Annotated in this window: 18 protein-coding genes; 4 read left to right on the forward strand and 14 right to left on the reverse strand. The window is 60.5% G+C overall.

What is annotated here, in order from left to right; translation table 11 throughout:
• Positions 1–2: 2 nt before the first annotated feature.
• Positions 3–788, forward strand: coding sequence for a flagellar biosynthetic protein FliR (gene fliR, locus ACL2XG_RS05905; protein ID WP_410015397.1), 786 nt, complete (start codon positions 3–5; stop codon positions 786–788).
• A 110-nt stretch (positions 789–898) separates the two neighbouring features.
• Here the strand turns inward: fliR and flgL are convergent, their stop codons facing one another.
• From flgL to flgB, 11 genes are all read right to left on the reverse strand, one after another.
• Positions 899–1,864 (reverse strand): flagellar hook-associated protein FlgL, encoded by a 966-nt coding sequence (flgL, locus tag ACL2XG_RS05910; protein WP_413722615.1) that lies wholly within the window; start codon positions 1,862–1,864, stop codon positions 899–901.
• Positions 1,865–1,912: 48 nt separating this feature from the next.
• Positions 1,913–3,559: a flagellar hook-associated protein FlgK gene (gene flgK / locus ACL2XG_RS05915; RefSeq protein WP_413722614.1), complete on the reverse strand. Its 1,647-nt coding sequence runs from the start codon at positions 3,557–3,559 to the stop codon at positions 1,913–1,915.
• 133 nt (positions 3,560–3,692) lie between these two features.
• Entirely contained in the window at positions 3,693–4,667 is a 975-nt protein-coding gene (gene flgJ / locus ACL2XG_RS05920; RefSeq protein WP_413722613.1) for a flagellar assembly peptidoglycan hydrolase FlgJ, read from the reverse strand.
• Positions 4,667–5,731, reverse strand: coding sequence for a flagellar basal body P-ring protein FlgI (locus tag ACL2XG_RS05925; protein ID WP_410016564.1), 1,065 nt, complete (start codon positions 5,729–5,731; stop codon positions 4,667–4,669). The genes flgJ and ACL2XG_RS05925 overlap by 1 nt, the downstream gene beginning before the upstream one ends.
• 93 nt (positions 5,732–5,824) lie before the next feature.
• Positions 5,825–6,451, reverse strand: a complete 627-nt coding sequence (locus tag ACL2XG_RS05930; RefSeq protein ID WP_410016565.1) for a flagellar basal body L-ring protein FlgH — start codon at positions 6,449–6,451, stop codon at positions 5,825–5,827.
• Positions 6,452–6,721: 270 nt separating this feature from the next.
• The gene (flgG, locus tag ACL2XG_RS05935) at positions 6,722–7,504 is read right to left on the reverse strand and encodes a flagellar basal-body rod protein FlgG (protein ID WP_410015401.1); all 783 of its coding nucleotides are present in this window, start codon (positions 7,502–7,504) and stop codon (positions 6,722–6,724) included.
• A 19-nt stretch (positions 7,505–7,523) separates the two neighbouring features.
• Complete coding sequence (locus ACL2XG_RS05940; RefSeq protein WP_413722612.1) at positions 7,524–8,282, reverse strand: flagellar basal body rod protein FlgF; 759 nt, start codon at positions 8,280–8,282, stop codon at positions 7,524–7,526.
• A gap of 21 nt (positions 8,283–8,303) precedes the next feature.
• Complete coding sequence (gene flgE / locus ACL2XG_RS05945) at positions 8,304–9,509, reverse strand: flagellar hook protein FlgE (RefSeq protein WP_413722611.1); 1,206 nt, start codon at positions 9,507–9,509, stop codon at positions 8,304–8,306.
• Positions 9,510–9,566: 57 nt separating this feature from the next.
• On the reverse strand, positions 9,567–10,235 hold the full coding sequence (gene flgD, locus ACL2XG_RS05950) for a flagellar hook assembly protein FlgD (RefSeq protein WP_410015404.1): 669 nt from the start codon (positions 10,233–10,235) through the stop codon (positions 9,567–9,569).
• Positions 10,236–10,247: 12 nt separating this feature from the next.
• Positions 10,248–10,652, reverse strand: coding sequence for a flagellar basal body rod protein FlgC (flgC, locus tag ACL2XG_RS05955; RefSeq protein ID WP_410015405.1), 405 nt, complete (start codon positions 10,650–10,652; stop codon positions 10,248–10,250).
• 7 nt (positions 10,653–10,659) lie between these two features.
• Complete coding sequence (flgB, locus tag ACL2XG_RS05960; protein WP_410016566.1) at positions 10,660–11,070, reverse strand: flagellar basal body rod protein FlgB; 411 nt, start codon at positions 11,068–11,070, stop codon at positions 10,660–10,662.
• 195 nt (positions 11,071–11,265) lie between these two features.
• On the opposite strand from flgB, the gene flgA reads away from it, so the two are divergent.
• The 3 genes from flgA (at position 11,266) to ACL2XG_RS05975 (ending at position 12,858) form a co-directional block, all read left to right on the forward strand.
• The gene (flgA, locus tag ACL2XG_RS05965) at positions 11,266–12,012 is read left to right on the forward strand and encodes a flagellar basal body P-ring formation chaperone FlgA (protein ID WP_413722610.1); all 747 of its coding nucleotides are present in this window, start codon (positions 11,266–11,268) and stop codon (positions 12,010–12,012) included.
• A 96-nt stretch (positions 12,013–12,108) separates the two neighbouring features.
• The gene (flgM, locus tag ACL2XG_RS05970; protein WP_410015407.1) at positions 12,109–12,405 is read left to right on the forward strand and encodes a flagellar biosynthesis anti-sigma factor FlgM; all 297 of its coding nucleotides are present in this window, start codon (positions 12,109–12,111) and stop codon (positions 12,403–12,405) included.
• 9 nt (positions 12,406–12,414) lie between these two features.
• On the forward strand, positions 12,415–12,858 hold the full coding sequence (locus ACL2XG_RS05975) for a flagella synthesis protein FlgN (protein ID WP_413722609.1): 444 nt from the start codon (positions 12,415–12,417) through the stop codon (positions 12,856–12,858).
• Here the strand turns inward: ACL2XG_RS05975 and ACL2XG_RS05980 are convergent.
• Genes ACL2XG_RS05980 through flhB form a run of 3 tightly spaced genes read right to left on the reverse strand, consistent with a single transcriptional unit; the run spans position 12,848 to position 16,705 of the window.
• Positions 12,848–13,477 (reverse strand): flagellar protein FlhE, encoded by a 630-nt coding sequence (locus ACL2XG_RS05980; RefSeq protein WP_413722608.1) that lies wholly within the window; start codon positions 13,475–13,477, stop codon positions 12,848–12,850. The two genes, ACL2XG_RS05975 and ACL2XG_RS05980, sit on opposite strands and share 11 nt — an antisense overlap.
• Complete coding sequence (gene flhA / locus ACL2XG_RS05985) at positions 13,474–15,561, reverse strand: flagellar biosynthesis protein FlhA (protein WP_410015410.1); 2,088 nt, start codon at positions 15,559–15,561, stop codon at positions 13,474–13,476. The genes ACL2XG_RS05980 and flhA overlap by 4 nt, the downstream gene beginning before the upstream one ends.
• A 1-nt stretch (position 15,562) precedes the next feature.
• Complete coding sequence (gene flhB, locus ACL2XG_RS05990; protein WP_413722607.1) at positions 15,563–16,705, reverse strand: flagellar biosynthesis protein FlhB; 1,143 nt, start codon at positions 16,703–16,705, stop codon at positions 15,563–15,565.
• Positions 16,706–16,840 lie beyond the last annotated feature (135 nt).

The following is a 16,840-nucleotide window of genomic DNA, read 5'->3' on the forward strand; positions in this document are numbered from 1 at the left end:
CGATGCTGCAACTGGATACCACGCAGCTCGCATTCTGGATCGGCCAGTATTTCTGGCCGCTGGTGCGTATCCTCGCGCTTATCGGCACCGCGCCGCTGTTTAGCGAAAAAATCATTCCGGCGCGCGTCAAGCTTGGCCTGGGCCTGATGGTGACCCTGGTGCTGTCGCCCGGCCTGCCGCCCATCAACACGCCGTTGTTTTCCATCGCCGGCTTTTGGCTGGCGACGGAGCAAATCCTGATCGGCACCGCGCTGGGGCTGACCATGCAGTTTGCATTTGCCGCCATCCGCATGGCCGGCGAAGTGATAGGTCTGCAGATGGGGCTGTCCTTCGCCACCTTTTTCAACCCGGCCAGCGGCCTGAATATGCCGGTGCTGGCGCAATTGCTTAATCTGCTTTCCCTGCTGGTGTTCACCAGCCTGAACGGCCATCTGTGGATGCTTTCACTGCTGGCGGACAGCTTTCATTCCCTGCCGGTATCCGGCCTGCCGCTGAACGCCAACGCGTTTATGGCGTTATGCCGCGCCGCCGGCATGATTTTCATCAACGGCCTGATGCTGGCCCTGCCGATGATTACGCTGCTGCTGACGCTGAATATCGCGCTCGGCCTGCTGAACCGCGTTTCGCCGCAGCTGACCGTGTTTGTGGTGGGTTTTCCGCTCACCCTGACCATCGGCATCCTCACCTTCGGCCTGCTGCTGCCGCTGCTGGCGCCCTACAGTGAAAAACTGATGGGGGAAACCTTCGATTTGCTGGCGGATATCCTGGCGGAAATGCCCAAGGGATAAAAAAAGGTATGCCATCCGTCGTTACCCGAATGGCATACCAACAGGGCCGGCACACATGATTACCCGCCCAAAATTACCCGCCAGAGCCACCGGACGGGTTTGGTGCCTGGTTATTGATTGGTCTGGAACAGCGACAGCTTCTGCATGGCGTTAAACGTGGCGTAGGACGCCTGCAGCGCCACCTGCTGTTTGCTGTAATCGGAAATCACCTGGTAGGGGTCCGCGCCAATCAAATCGTTAAGCCGGGTGGTATAGATAGTGGTCCGGTCGGTGCCGATGGTATCGAGCGTGTCCAGTTCATTGAGTTTGCTGCCTGTCGACGACTGCACCGACAAGACGTTATCCAGCGAGTTGGCCATGCCGCGCTGGGCCTTGGCCATATCGGCGGTGTACTGGGCGCGGGTGGCGTCATCCGCGTCGTCTTGGGGCGTGTTCAACGCGTTCAGCGCCAGGTTGATGGAATTGAAGACGTTGGTTTCACTGGCAGTACTGTCCGGTTCGACGGTATAACCGGCGGCCAGGCTGTCAAAAACCGTCTTGCCGGTATCGCCGATAGTCATGGTGCGGCTCGAATCCACGTCCTGGCTGACCGCCTCGGTGCCGCCGACGTAGGTGACGTTGCCGTCGGCATCCTGCACAAATGGCGCGGTCTCGGTCTTGTAGCCGGCGAACATATAGTTGCCGTTGGAATCTTGGGTATTGGCCAGCGTCAGCAGCTGATCCTTATAGGATTGCAGCTTGGTCGCCAGCGACTGCCGGTCCGAATCGCCCTGGGTACCGTCCCCGGCCTGCACCAGCAGCGTCTGGATACCCTGGATCGCGGTGGTCACCTGATCGAGCACGGTGCTCTCCAGCGACAGGCTGGCCTCGGATGTGCTGCGCGCCGCGGAATATTGCGCGCCCTGCGCCTGCATCTGGTTGACGGCCACCGCCTGCGATGCGGCGATGGGATCGTCGGCCGGGGAATTCACCCGGTTGCCGGTGGCCAACTGGGTGCCGGTGGCCTGCCATTTGCCGTAGGCGTTGGTAATGCTGTTCAGATTCTGCTGATAAATCATGCTGGTACTTAAACGCATGGTGTTTATCCTTTCCGCTTAGACGTAAATGAGTGGCCCGCGGGCCGTTTAACTGAGCGCCGATAGCAGCGAATTAAACACATCGCTGGCGGTATTGAGCACTTTGGCATTGGCCTGGTAATACTGCTGATAACGCGTGAGGTCGATATACTCCTCGTCCAGGTTAACGCCCGAGATGGATTGTTGCCGCTCGGTCAGTTGATCGACGATATTGGATTGCGCGGTGCTGGTCACGTCGGCGTTGCTGGTATTGGTGCCGATATTGCTCACAAGCGTCGCGTAGGCCGTGCTGATCGTCGCCGTTCCGCCAATCACTTTGGTGGTTTGCAGCGCCAGCAGCGCCTTCGCGTTGCGGTTGTCGCTTTCGCCGCCGGCGCTGTCGTCGAGACCGGCGGCAATCTTGGCCGGGTCGGTAATCGCCACGTTCAGGCTGTTGATGACATTGCTGACGGTATTGATAGTGTATTTATCGTTGCTCGCCGCCCCGCTGCTGATGGCGACGCTAAGCCCGTCGAAACTCATGGTGGTGTTGCCCGCGGCGTCGGTGACGGGCGCGGGCGTGAGGTCGACGGCAGCACCGTCGCTGGCGCGCGTTACCTGCCAGGCGCCGCCGGAATATTTGACATTATAATCGCTGGCCTTGACCGCGCTGGTATCGCTGTAGGTGACGGTCATCACCGCGGTGCCGGTATTTTTGCTATTGGCGCTGACGGTAGGGTCGCTGAAGCTGAAAAAATCCTCACCGGCATCGCCGTTAAGATCAACGCCGAGTTTATGCGTCTCATTAAAGCTGCCGGCCAGTCCCAGGGCAATCTGGCCGAGACGGTTGCGGGCATCGTCCAGGGCGCCGGAGCGGAAGCTGAGCAAACCGCCGACGCTGCCGGTGGTCAGGCTTTTTTCATCAATTTCGCTGGGGGTGCCGGTGCCACGGTCATAGGCAAGGGTGCTGCGCGACGGGTCGGCGCTTGACGTCACCGCCTTGACCTGGTAGGCGCTGCTGCCCTGCACCAGCGTCAGGCCGTTGCCGAAGGTCAGGTTAACCGAATTATTATCCTGGACGCTGGCCGTTACCCCGACGATGCCGTTAAGCTCGCTGACCAGCTGATCGCGCTGATCCAGCAGGGCATTGGACGTATCGCCCCCGCCCTGGCGCACGATTTGATCGTTAAGATTGGCGATTTGCTTGGCGTAAACGTTGATCTGATCGGCGCTGGAGGAAAGCTGCTGATTGATGCCGTCGTCCATATTCTGCAGATAGGTGTTGGCGCTTTTAAACTGGTTGACCAGGCTTTGCGAGCTGCTGATCACCGTCTGGCGCGCCGCGTTGTCCTGCGCGTTGCTGCTCAGCGACTGGATACTGCTGAAAAACGTGCTGACCATGGTGGACAGATCGCTGTCGGTGTTCGACAGCAGGGTGTTGATTTGCGAAATCTGGTCGTAATAACTGCTGGAGGCGGCATAAGTGGACGACGCGGAGCGCAGCTGGTTCACCACCAGGGAATCATAAGCGCGGCTGACGCCGGTCACCGAGACGCCGTTGCCGGAAATGCCGCTGGTCAGTTTTTCCGACAGCTGCGCGGTCTGGCGATTATAACCCGGGACGTACACATTGCTGATGTTGTTCGCCACCGCGTTCTGCGCGGCCTGCGCGGCCTGGATGCCGCTGGAGGCAATATTCACTAACGTATTGGACATCGTTTTTCCTTATGCCGGGGAGGCGATGACGCCCGGTTCATCTGCGACGGCGCGCTCCACCCTTTATATCTATATCGTCCGCACCGGGACAAACTTGAGCGCCGCGGCAAAAAAACCACGCGCCCCCGCTCGCCTAGAACAGCCCGCCCAGATCGCTACCGTAGGATTTGGCCGCCTCCTGGGCGCCGTGCTTCAATTGGGTGATAATCCGGATAAGCTTGGCGGCGTACGCCGGATCGGTGGCGTAGCCGGCGCGCTGCAGCGCATAAGCCCCGGCCTCCGGCTGGACGGCGTTCACCACCTCGCGATAACGCGGGTTGTCCGTCAGGACATGAATATAGTCGCCCAGGGCGTCCAGGTAGGAGTCATAGACCCGGAATTTCTGCTGCACCTTCACCGCCTGGCCGTTCTGGTATTCCGTCGTGGTGATGGTGGTGGTCTTGCCCTGCCAGTCGTCGGACGCTTTGATGCCGAACAGGTTGAAGCTGGTCTTGCCGTCGCCGGCGGGAATTTCCCGCTTGCCCCAGTCTGATTCCAGCGCCGCCTGCGCCATAATCAGGTGATGGGGAATGCCGCTTTGCCGGCTGGCAATCATCGCCGGGATCGACAGGCGTTCGGTAAAACTTGCCCCGCCGGGCGTTGCCGCCACCGGCGCCGGCGCGGATTGCTGACGATCGCGTCGCCAGTATTCTCCCAGCAGCGCGGGCGACATAAATTGCGCGTTAATGACGTTGGCGCTGACCGGCGTATCGGCCTGGGAAAGGGCTTCGGGAACGGGATTTTTCGCCGCCTCCGCCGCGGCGTTCTGACCGCCAAGCTGTTTAACCATCATATCCGCCAGGCCCAGCCCCTTGGCGGTGAGCTGTTGGGACATCTGCTGGTCGTAGAGGCTGGTGAACAGTTCCGTTTGGTCGCTTGAGAATACCCCGCCCTTGGGCAGCGCGGCGCGCATGCTTTTCAGCATCATCTGTACAAACAGACCCTCCACCTGTTTCGCCACCGCATTCAGCGCCTGCGGCGAGGACTGCGCCGCCTGGTTATGCAGCTTTTGCAGCGACTTGACGTCATAGGCGGCGGATGAAAAATCGGTGGTGGCGTTAAGCTCCATCAGATGATCTCCAGCGTCGCCTGGAGGCACCCGGCGCTGTGCATAGCCTGCAAAATCGACATCAGGTCATTGGGCGTGGCGCCCAGGGAGTTAAGGGTACGGATAACGTTGTTCAGGCTGGCGCTGGAAGTGACCTGCTGCAGCGAGCCGCCGCTTTGGTTAACCGAAATCTGCGTTTGATTGGTCACCACCGTTTGGCCGCCGCCAAACGGGGTATCCGGCTGGCTGACGTTTTGCTGGTTATTCACCACCACCGACAGGTTGCCCTGGGCCACGGCGCAGGTGTCCAGCATCACGTTACGGTTCATCACCACCGAACCGGTGCGTGAATTGATAATCACCTTGGCATCCATCTCACCCATGGCAATATTGATATCCTGGATTTGCGCCAGGAAACGGACCTGGCTGCTGTTATTGGCCGGCATCTGCAGCTCGATGGTGCGCGCATCCAGGGCGCGGGCGATCCCCATGCCGTTCTGGCCGTTAATGGCGTCGCTGATGCGCTGCGCCAGGCTGAAATTTTCCTGCTTGAGCTGCAGCGTCAGGACGCGGCTGGCGCCGAAGGTACTGGGCAGCTCGCGCTCAATCACCGCGCCGTTGTTAATGCGCCCGCCGGCCAGCTGGTTGATTTGCACTTTGCTGCCGCCGGACGAGGCGCCCGAGCCGCCCACCAGCAAATTGCCCTGCGCCAGGGCATAGACCTGGTTATCCGATCCCTTTAGCGGCGTCATCAGCAACGTGCCGCCGCGCAGGCTTTTAGCCGATCCCATGGACGAAACCACGATGTCGATATTCTGGCCGGCGCGCGCGAACGCCGGGAAATTGGCGGTCACCATTACCGCGGCCACATTTTTCAGCTGCATATTGGTGCCGCTGGGGACCGTAATGCCCATCTGCGAAAGCATATTGGTCAGACTTTGGGTGGTAAACGGCGTTTGCGTGGTCTGGTCGCCGGTGCCGTCCAGCCCCACCACCAGCCCGTAGCCGATCAAGGGGTTATCGCGAACGCCCTGGATATCCACCAAATCGCGCAGGCGCTCCGCGCCGGCCGGTTGTAGGCACATTGCCAGCGCCAGCGCGCAGGCGAGATACCGCCCGGCGATGGCGGCGGTTAACCGTAAGGGTAAAGTTGAAATCCGCATGGTGCCGGCCGCCTGTTAAAAGGGTGAAATATTAAGGAAGAAGCGCTGCAGCCAGCCCATTTCCTGCGCTTCGTTGATATAGCCTTTGCCGACGTATTCGATGCGCGCGTCCGCCACCTGGGTGGATACCACCGCATTGTTGCCGTTAATGGTGCGCGGGTTGACGATGCCGGAAAAACGAATATATTCGGCGCCCTGGTTAATGGCGATCTGCTTTTCGCCCACGACTTTCAGGTTGCCGTTGGCCAATACCTGCTGCACGGTCACGGTAATAGTGCCGGTAAAGGTATTTTTGGCGGTGGCGCCACCCTTGCCGTCAAAATCATTGGTGCCGGCGGCGTCCAGATCCACCTTGCCGTTGCCGATGGCGCCGGTCAGCATGGCGGGCGTGGTGGCCAGGTTGAGCGTATTGGACGACTTGCGCGCCGTATTGGCGGAGGAGCTTTTGCTGGCGCTGACGTTTTCCTGCAAGGTGATGGTCAGGATATCGCCGACGTTGCGCGGCCGCCGGTCCTCGAACAAGGGCTGGTAACCGTAGTTCATCGGCTGCACCGCCTGGAAAATCGATCCATTGGCAATGGGCATTGAAGCCGGCGCCGGCTGGGCGCTGGTTTCGCCTTCCACCAGGTTTTTATGCGGCATATACGCACAGCCCTGCAGCGTCAACAGGCCGAGCGCCGCCAGTACGCGCGCCAGAGGCCGGCCCGGAAACGCCGGCCTGGCTGCTGGCGATGCAAAGGTACTCTTTTTCAGTTTCATATGACCTGTCTATCCTGGCCGGCAAATCAGCCGCCGCGAAGCGCGGTTAATAGTGACACCGTCACTTAAAAAAATCCACCATAGTCGGCTATATGTTACGTTGTAACGAAATGCTGATTTAATGTTACAACGTAACCTATGCCTTTACCCGGTTTAGAGCTGCGTCAGCTTTTGCAGCATGGCATCAGAGGCGGTAACGGCTTTGCTGTTGATTTCATAAGCGCGCTGCACCTGGATCATGTCCACCAATTCCTCCGCCACATTGACGTTGGAGGTTTCCACGTACCCCTGGTACAACAATCCGACGCCATTCTGGCCCGGCGTGGATTCATTCGGCGCGCCGGAGCTGTCGGTTTCCTGATAGAGATTTTCGCCCAGGCTCTGCAAACCGGCCTCGTTGATAAAATTACTCAACGTGAGCTGGCCGACCTGGCTGGCGGCGGCCTGCCCCTGGGTGGTGACGCTCACCACCCCGTCACGGGCCACTGCGACGGTCAGGGCATTTTCCGGCACGGTAATCGCCGGCTGGATAAGATAGCCGCTGGAGGTCACCAACTGGCCGTTTTGATTGACCTGGAACGAACCGTCGCGGGTATAGGCGGTGGTGCCGTCGGGCATTTGCACCTGAAAAAAGCCTTTGCCGTTAATGGCGACGTCTTTGGTGTTTTCCGTCTGCTGAAGATTGCCCTGGCTGTGCAGGCGTTCGGTAGAGACAGGCCGTACCCCGGTGCCCAGCTGTAATCCGGAAGGCAGGGTGGTTTGTTCCGACGACTGCGCGCCAGGCTGGCGTACCGTTTGGTACAGTAAATCCTCGAATACCGCCCGCTGGCGTTTAAAGCCGTTGGTGCTGACGTTCGCCAGGTTATTGGAAATCACATCCATATTGGTCTGCTGTGCATCCAGACCCGTTTTGGCAATCCATAATGAACGGATCATCCGTTAATACTCCCGAAAATTAGCTAAGTGAAAGCAGCTGGTTGGCATGCTCCGCGTTTTGATCGACATCGGCGATAACCTTCATCTGCATTTCGAAACGCCGGGCGCTGCCAATCATATCCACCAGGGTTTCCGCGGTGTTGACGTTACTGCCTTCAAGCACGCCGGGCATGACCTTAATGGTCTCGTCGTTGGGCAAGGTTCCTCCCGTCGCGGCGCTGGCGGCGGCGGTAAGATGAAATAAGCCGTCGTCGCCGCGCTCCAGCTGGCTGGCGTCGGCGGGTTTAACCCGCTTAAGCTGCCCTACCGGCCCGATGGTGTTGGGCGCGTCGCCGTCGCCCAGCGCCGAAACGGTACCGTCGGCCGCAACCGTAATGGCCGATTGGGTCGGCACCGTCAGCGGACCGCCTTGCCCCATGACGGGATATCCCTGGATCAGCAATTGGCCGGTAGCGTCCACCTGCATATTACCGTTACGGGTATAGGCCTCGGTGCCGTCGGGCAGTTGCACCGCCAGCCAGCCCTGATCCTGAACCGCCACATCCAGGGGGCGATCGGTGTTATCCAATGGCCCCTGGGTCATCAGCGCGCCGGGGGTCGAGGCGACCACCAGCGTGCGCGTCGGCAGGGTCTGGCCCTCGATGGGCACCGCCCGCATGGCGAACAGCTGCGCGCGAAACCCCGGCGTCGAGGCGTTGGCCAGGTTATTGGTAATGATCGCCTGCTGGTCAAGGGTCTGGCCGGCGGCGCCCATAGCGGTATAAATTGCGTGATCCATTGGCTTATTCCGTCAGAGTGGTCAGCTTAAGTTGACCAGCGTTTGCATAATCGTGTCCTGCGCCTTGATGGTCTGCGCGTTCGATTGATAATCGCGCTGGGCGACAATCAGATTGACCAGCTCCTTGCTCAGATCGACGTTGGAGCTTTCCAGCGCTTCCGGGGTCAGCGAACCGAAATTACCGCTGCCGGCGGTGCCGACCACGGCCTGCCCTGACGCGGACGTGGCGGTCCAGACGTTATTGCCGTCGGATTTCAGCCCCTGAGGATTGGCGAAGTTGGCCAGCACGATTTGTCCCAGCAACTGGTTCTGGCCGTTGGAGTAGGTGCCGGTGATGGTGCCGTCGTCATTGATGGCATACTTGGTCAGATCGCCGGCGTAATAGCCGTTCTGATCCTGGCCGCTGACGCTGCTGGTCGTGGTGTACTGCTGCTGGGAACCCTTAAAGCTGATATTGAATGCGCCGGCGAGGGAGCCGTTAACGCCGCTCATAGCGACATTAAAATTATCGGTGCCGGTCAGTTGGCCGTTGGTGTCGAAGGACAGGGTGCCAAGATCGTCGACCGTGCCGGTGCTGTCGCTGCCGTCGATGCTATGCACTTTCCAGGTGTTATCCGCGGTCTTGACAAAATAAAAGCTCATATTATGCGGATTGCCGAGACTGTCGTAGGTGGTCAGCGGCTGCGCAAAACTATAGGAGGTGGTATCGGCGGCGCTGAACTTGGTGTCGTCGAGTATCGCCGAGCCGGAGTTGAGTTTCAGCGTCATAGAGCCGGTGGTGGTGGCTTTCGCCGTCATGCCGGTGGTCGGGATGGTGAGATTAACCGGATTGGCGCCCTGCTGTATGGTCGGCGGCGTGCCGGTGGCGGCATAGCCGGTCACGTTCAGGCCGCTGGTGGTAACCAGGTTGCGCTCAGGATCCAGATGCCAATCGCCGTTTCGGGAGTAATACACCGAACCGCTGGCGTCCGTCAGGCGGAAAAAGCCGCTGTTGGAAATCGCCACGTTCAGATTATTATCGGTGGTGTTCACCGTGCCGTCCTTGAAATTCTGCGACACCGAGGCCACCTTGACCCCCAGCCCCACCTGGGAGCTGGCGTAGACATCGGCAAAGGACACGGAAGCTGATTTAAAGCCGCTGGTTTCGGAGTTGGCGATATTGTTACCGATAACGTTTAAATTATTTGAGGCGGCATTCAACCCGCTGACCGCTTGTGAAAAACCCATTTGACTCTCCTGTGGTAAAAACACCCGGCCTGCCGCGCTCGACGGCGCCCGTGCCCATTAGATGATTTGACGAACCTTATCCAGCGTGATGTTGCCGGCCAGGCCAAGGTTCAGCTCCGTGCCGCCGGTGGCATTGTTGTTCACGCCATAGACCGCGGCGTATTGCAGCGGCGTGCTCACCACGCTGGCGCCGGCCGCCGTTGTCGCGGCCACCGTGAAGGTGTAGGCCCCTTCCGGTACGGCGGCGCCGGCATCGTTGGTCCCGTCCCAGGAAAAGCTATGCACGCCGGCGGTCTGCGCGCCGAGATCGACGGTGCGCACCACGGTGCCGGCGGAATCCTTAACGGTGACGGTGGTGGTGGCGGACGCATTATCCAGCGACACGCCGAACGGCGTGGTGGAGCTATCGGCGCCCACCAGAATGCCGCTGCCGTCGATCATCACGCCGTGGCCGACCAGGGTGGACGCCTGCAGCGACTGGCTGGTGGTCAGCTGACCGGAAATCGACCCCAGGGTGGTATTGAGGTTTTCAATGCCGCTGAGGGTGCTTATCTGCGCCAGTTGCGTGGTCAGTTGCGCGTTGTCCATGGGATTGGTCGGGTCCTGGTTTTGCAACTGCGCCACCAGCAGCTTCAGAAACTGATTCTGCAGGTCTGCGCTGCTGCTACTGGTACTGGTGGCGGCGGACGTGGCGGTGGTGTTATTGGTGTTAACGGTGGTGCTCATGGGTTGCTCCGATTATTGACCCAGCGTCAGGGTTTTTTGCATCAGGGTTTTGGCGGTGTTCAGCACTTCAATATTGGCCTGGTAGCTGCGCGAGGCAGACATGCTGTTCACCATCTCATCGACCACGTTGACATTCGGCATCCGCACATAGCCTTTTTCATCCGCCATGGGGTTGCCCGGCTGGAAGACCAGTTTTTCCGCTTCCGACGATTCCACCACCCCGCTGACCTGCACGCCCCCTATTTCTTGCCCGGCGGGCGCCGCGACCTGGAACACCACTTCCTTGGCATGGTAGGGCTGGCCGTCCGGCCCGGTGACGCTGTCCGCGTTGGCCAGGTTGCTGGCGGCCACGTTCATCCGCTGGGATTGCGCGGTAAGCGCCGATCCGGAAATAGCAAAAATCGAAGTCATACCCATGGGCTATTTACTCCTGTAGCACCGACATCATGTTTTTAATCTGTCCGCCCAGTACCGTCAGGTCGGTTTGATATTGCAGGCTGTTTTCGGCAAACTGCGTTCTTTCGCGATCCATGTCCACGGTATTGCCGTCCAGTGCCGGCTGGTCCGGCACGCGGTATAATAGTTCCCTGGCGGCGGGGGTGGAGGTGGACGCCTCGATATGGCGCGTCGACGTGGTGGTCAACGACAGTGAGTTGCCGCTGGCGCGTCCCTGCGTGATCGCTTTGTTTAATTCGCTGGCAAAATCGATATCGCGCGCCTGATAGCCCGGGGTATCGGCATTGGCGATATTGGCGGCAAGAATTTCCTGACGCTGCGCGCGCAGGTTGAGGGCTTCCTGCTGGAATTGCAGGGCGGCATCAAGCTTATCAATCATCATTATCCTAAGAAGGCTATACTGATTTATGCTTGCCAGCTTAGACGCAACATTCCCTTCCCTATCGTTGGAATAAGCATGAATTGCAGCGCTAATTTACCCATTGGCGGCAAACGGGGACCGGTACACTTGTTTTCCGGGGTTATCGCGCAAAGAGGCGGATAACAGCAATTCCTCCACCGACAAGGTCATGGCGTGAGCGGACAAAACAGACAACAGCCGGAGGGCGAACCCACGCGGGCGCCGGCGGGCGGTGCTTGGCGTATGGCGGCGCGGCGCGTAGCCAACGGTTTTTTGTATGGCATGGCGGGCGCCCTGCTGTTGTCCACCGGCGCCCGGGCGGCCGATCGCCTTACCGAGGGACTGACCGATTTTTTGCTGCGGCAATATGCCTCGCCGCCGGTCGAGCTGAAGGTGGTGGTAAAAACGCCGGCCGCCCGCCGGCCGGACTGCGAACAGCCGCAGTTTTCATTGCCCGCCAATAATCGCGCCCGGGGGAATATCAGTGTCCAGGTGATCTGCGGCAATCAAAAACGCTATGTGCAGGCCGAGGTGCAGGTCACGGATCGCTATCTGGTCACCGCCCGCGCCATTTCCGCGAACCAGACGCTGGCGCAGGGCGATGTCGTCTGGCAGACCGGGCGCGTGGACAACATGTCCGTGACGCCGCTCACCGATATGGCCTGGGTCTACGGAAGTCTCAGCGAACGTGCCCTGGGCAGCGGTCAGGTGTTGACCGCCGCCATGCTGCGTCGTCCCTGGCTGGTCAAAACCGGCCAGCCCGTGCAGGTCACGGCGCAGGGCGATGGATTTTCGGTGCAAGGCACCGGCAAGGCGATGGGCAACGCGGCGGTCAACGATCGCCTGCGGGTGCGGATGGAGTCCGGCCAGATGGTCGTCGGCCAGGTCACCCCTGATGGCGGCATCCGCATTGAGCCTTAACGGCCGCGCTGATTAAAAATTAAAGCTTTGGGTAATTTGACCGATAATTCAGGATAAGCCTTTAGCACCATTTATCCCCTACCTAAGCGAGATTGTATGAGTATTGAAAGTACGCGCCCGATACGACCCCTGTCCACCCTGCCGGGTAACGACCAGGGTACTGTCCAGTCGCCGAAAGCCAAGGCCGCCGCTCCCGCCGTCACGCCCGGCGAAGAGACGCGGGTTAAGCTGAGCGATGCCCAGGCGCAACTGCGCCAGCCCGGCAGCAATGACATCAACGTCGCCAAGGTGGAAAGCCTGAAGCAGGCGATCCGCAACGGTGAATTAAAAATAGATACCGGCAAAATTGCCGATGCGCTGATAGCGCAAACGCAATCGATGCTGGATGAATAAGCGACCGCCATGAACGAACTGGAACAGATCTGCGCCCGGATGCTGGGTATTTTGCAGCAATTGGAACTGACCCTGGTGGAGGAACAGCGTTTACTGAGCGCCGGCCAGGTGAATACGGCGTTGCTGCACCGGGTGACGGAAAACAAAAACGAGCAGTTAACCACCCTGCAGTATGTGGATCACCACCGCCAGCAGCAGGCGCAAGCCAGCGACGCCGGCAATCCTCCTTATGAGCCGCATCCCGGCCTGCACCGGATTTGGCTGGCCATCACGCGCCTGACGGAAGATCTCAGCCGCAATAACTACCGTAACGGTTTATTGCTGGCGCAGCACCTTAAGCATAACGATCAGGTATTATCGGTATTGGATGAATATCAAACCCAGCGCCGCATGTACGGCCCCGACGGCCAGGCCCTGGGCGGCAGCGCGCTCGGGCGCAAATTCAGCGTTTAATGTCTCCCTGGTAATTCACCAGCACCTGGTAGCGGTTTACTATCAGCGGTTGATTTATCACCCCGCGCCCAGCGACTTGTATCAATAGCGTCACCGGATTGTCCGCAGGCTGGCCAGCCATGGCGTCGCTGCGCCCGGCCAGGCCGTCCAGATAAACACATTTCCCCGGCATGCAGAGCGCCAGAACAACCTGTGACGGCAATGGCCGCCCGGTTTCTATCCGCCAGTTGATCGACGTGACGCGCACCCCGGCCGGTAAAGGCGCGAAGGGGCGCATCGGCGGGCTGCTTTTGGCGCTGCCGCGCTGGGAAAGCACCAGCATTTGCCCTGTCCCCTGCCATCCTCCCTGCGCGCCGCCCTTGATCTGATGTCCAAAACCCGCGGGGGCGTCCGGCGCCGCGCGCCGCGCGGCAAGATCCGCAGGCGGCATACGGACAGGGCCCGTACCGCCCCCCGGCGCCACCACTCGCGCGCTGATGCCAAGCGCCGCCCCGGCAGCCGGCACGCCATTGCCCAGTGCGGGCATGGCGGCGGCCAGCGGCGCCAGGCCGGTTAGCGCGCCCGCAACCAGATACCCCGCCAGCGGACGACGCCTGACCCGCTGCCGCCGCCCGGTCACTGGGTGGCGCCCAGCATGGAGGTCATGCGGATTTGCCGCTGGTCGCTGACCTCCAGGTTGGAGAGCACCGCCATCTGCGGCAGAGTACGGCGCAGAAAGCGCGCCAGCAGCGGGCGCAGGCTATGGTTGACCAGCAATACCGGCGGCGCGTTCAGGTTTTCCTGCTGCGCCAATACGTCCCTGGCCTGGGCCAGCACGCGATCCGCCATGCCCGGCTCCAGCCCGCCGCCGCTTTGCAACGCCTGCAGCAGGACGCGCTCCAGCGCCAGATCCAGGCCGATAACCTGGATTTCGCTGTCGCCCGGAAACCAGCGCTGGGTAATAGCCCGTCCCAGAGCCACCCGCACCACGACCGTCAACTCCGCCGGATCTTTTTGCACCGGGGCATGTTCGACCAGGGTTTCGATAATAGTGCGCATATCGCGGATCGGCACGCTTTCCGCCAGCAGGTTTTGCAATACTTTATGAAAAATCGTCAGCGACAGGGTGCCGGGAATAAAGTCTTCGGTCAGTTTCGGCATTTCCTGGGTAACGCGTTCCAGCAACTGCTGCGTCTCCTGACGGCCCAGCAATTCGCTGGCATGGATGCCGATCAGATGGTTGAGATGGGTGGCCACCACCGTACTGGCCTCGACCACGGTGTAGCCTTGTATCTGCGCCTGCTCTTTCAGGGCGCTGTCAATCCAGACCGCCGGCAGGCCGAACGCCGGATCGCGGGTCACGTCGCCGGCCAGTTCTCCCGCCGCGCCGCCGGGATTAATCGCCATCCAGCGGCCGGGGTAGGCCTCGCCGCGCCCCATTTCAACGCCTTTCAGCAGGATGCGGTAACTGGCGGGCTGCAGCTCCAGGTTATCGCGGATATGCACCACCGGCGGGAGATAACCGGTTTCCTGGGCGAATTTTTTGCGGATGCTGCGGATACGGCCCAACAGCTCGCCGTTCTGCTGGAAATCCACCATGGGGATCAGACGGTACCCCACCTCCATGCCCAACGGATCCTCCAGCTGCACATCGCTCCAGCTGGCTTCCTTGGCGAAGGCGTTTTCCTGCTGCGCCACCGCGGGCGGCGCCTCGGCCGCGGGACCGTCCATGGTCTTGCCACGCAGCCACCAGGCCAGTCCCAGCAGCATGGCGGTAAAGAATAAAAACACCAGGTTGGGCATACCGGGAACCAGCCCGAGCAGCCCCAGCACGCAGGCGCTCAGCAGCATCACCCGCGGATTATTGAACAGCTGGCCGACCATTTGCTGGCCGACGTCCTCGTTGCTGCCCACGCGGGTGACGATAACGCCCGCGGCGGTGGAGATCACCAGCGCCGGGATCTGCGCCACCAGGCCGTCGCCGATGGTCAGCAGGGTATAACTTTCCGCCGCGTTGCCCAGGCTCATGCCGTGCTGGATCATGCCCACCAGCAGCCCGCCGATCACATTGATCACCATGATCATCAGGCCGGCGATGGCGTCGCCGCGCACAAATTTACTGGCCCCGTCCATGGAGCCGTAGAAATCCGCTTCCTGGGTCACTTCGCTGCGCCGGGACTTGGCCTCCTCCTCGCCGATCAGGCCGGCGTTGAGGTCGGCGTCGATGGCCATTTGTTTGCCGGGCATGCCGTCGAGCACGAAACGCGCCCCGACCTCGGCGATACGTCCCGCCCCCTTGGTGATCACCATAAAGTTGATCACCACCAGGATAATAAACACCACGATACCAATGGCGAAATTGCCCCCCACCAGGAAATGGCCAAACGCCTCGATGACCCGGCCCGCCGCCGCGGTGCCGGAATGGCCGTGCAGCAGGATGATGCGCGTTGAGGCGATGTTCAGGGACAGCCTGAGCAGCGTGGAAAACAGCAGGATGGTGGGAAAGGCCGCGAACTCGAGGGTTTTGCGGGTAAACATCGCCACCAGCAGCACCATGATCGACAGGGCGATATTAAAGGTAAACAGCAGATCCAGCACCAGGGCCGGCAACGGCAGCACCATCATCGACAGGATCATGAGAATCAATACCGGCCCGGCCAGGATCTGCCATTGGATAGTCTTGAAATTCGAAGGCAAACGTAATAATGCTACCAGATTGGCCATATCACTCTTTCTCGTGGGCAAAATCCAGTGCCGCCGGCACCGGTAAATGTTCAGGTTTTTTCGGAATCAGGCCGCCCTGGCTGCGCCAGCGCTTGAGCTGGTAAACCCAGGCCAGCACCTCGGCCACTGCCGCGTACAACTGGGCCGGAATGGCCTCGCCGATGTCGCTGTGCCGGTACAACGCGCGGGCCAGCGACGGCGCCTCCAGCATCGGCACATGATGGGTTTCCCCCAGCGCGCGGATGCGCATGGCGATGTCGCCGGCGCCTTTGGCCACCACCTTCGGCGCGCTCATTTTACTGTCTTCATAACGCAGCGCGACGGCGTAATGGGTCGGGTTGGTGATGATAACGTCCGCCGCCGGCACGTCGCGCATCATGCGCCGGCGCGACATGGCGCGCTGCTGCTGGCGAATATGGTTTTTGACGTGCGGGTCCCCTTCCTGGTCCTTGAACTCGTCGCGGATTTCCTGGCGGGTCATGCGCAGCTTCTTGACATGGCTCCACAGTTGCCAAAAGGCGTCGAACGCCACGATGGGAATAAATGACAGGATAACCATCAGCGCGCAGGTGGCGATCAGGCCCAGGGCATCTCCCAGCGCCGCGATCGGCGATTCCAGCACCAGATGCAGCATGCGCGGCCAGTTATGCCACAGGAACCAGCCGGTGACCCACCCCGCCAGCAACGCTTTCAGAATGGCCTTGAACAGCTCCGACAGCGACTGGGCGGATACCACCCGTTTCAGGCCCGGCAGCGGATTAAGTTTTTTTAAATCAAATTTTATCGAGCCGGGATTAAACATCACCCCGCCCAGCAGCGACGGCGCTACCAGCGCCATCACCACCAGTCCGGCAAACACCGGCAGCAGCGCCCAGACGGTTTGGCCGATAAGCGATTCCACCTGGAACAGGATTTGCCGGTCGTCGCTGATAATACCGTGGTCAAAGCGCAATCCCTGGGCCAGCATCGCCGCCAGCTGACGCGCCAGCGGCTCGCCGCCCATCCATAACACGGCCAGCCCGGTCACCAACATCAATACCGAGGTTAATTCACGCGATCGGGGGATCTGTCCCTCTTCACGAGCCTTATCCAACCGGTGGGCGGTGGGGGCCTCGTTTTTTTCCTGATCGCTGTCTTCCGCCATCACTGTTCCCGAATGCGTTTTGCCATGGGCATTATCTTACCAGCATGACAAATTACGCCCGGACCGATGGCGGGAACAGCGCGTTAAAGCGACGGTTATTTGGCGCATAGGCGTAGCCCGGACGACGGTCCGGGC

Origin of the sequence: Sodalis sp. RH24 (assembly GCF_047324145.1) — a bacterium.
Taxonomy (GTDB): Bacteria; Pseudomonadota; Gammaproteobacteria; order Enterobacterales; family Enterobacteriaceae; genus Acerihabitans.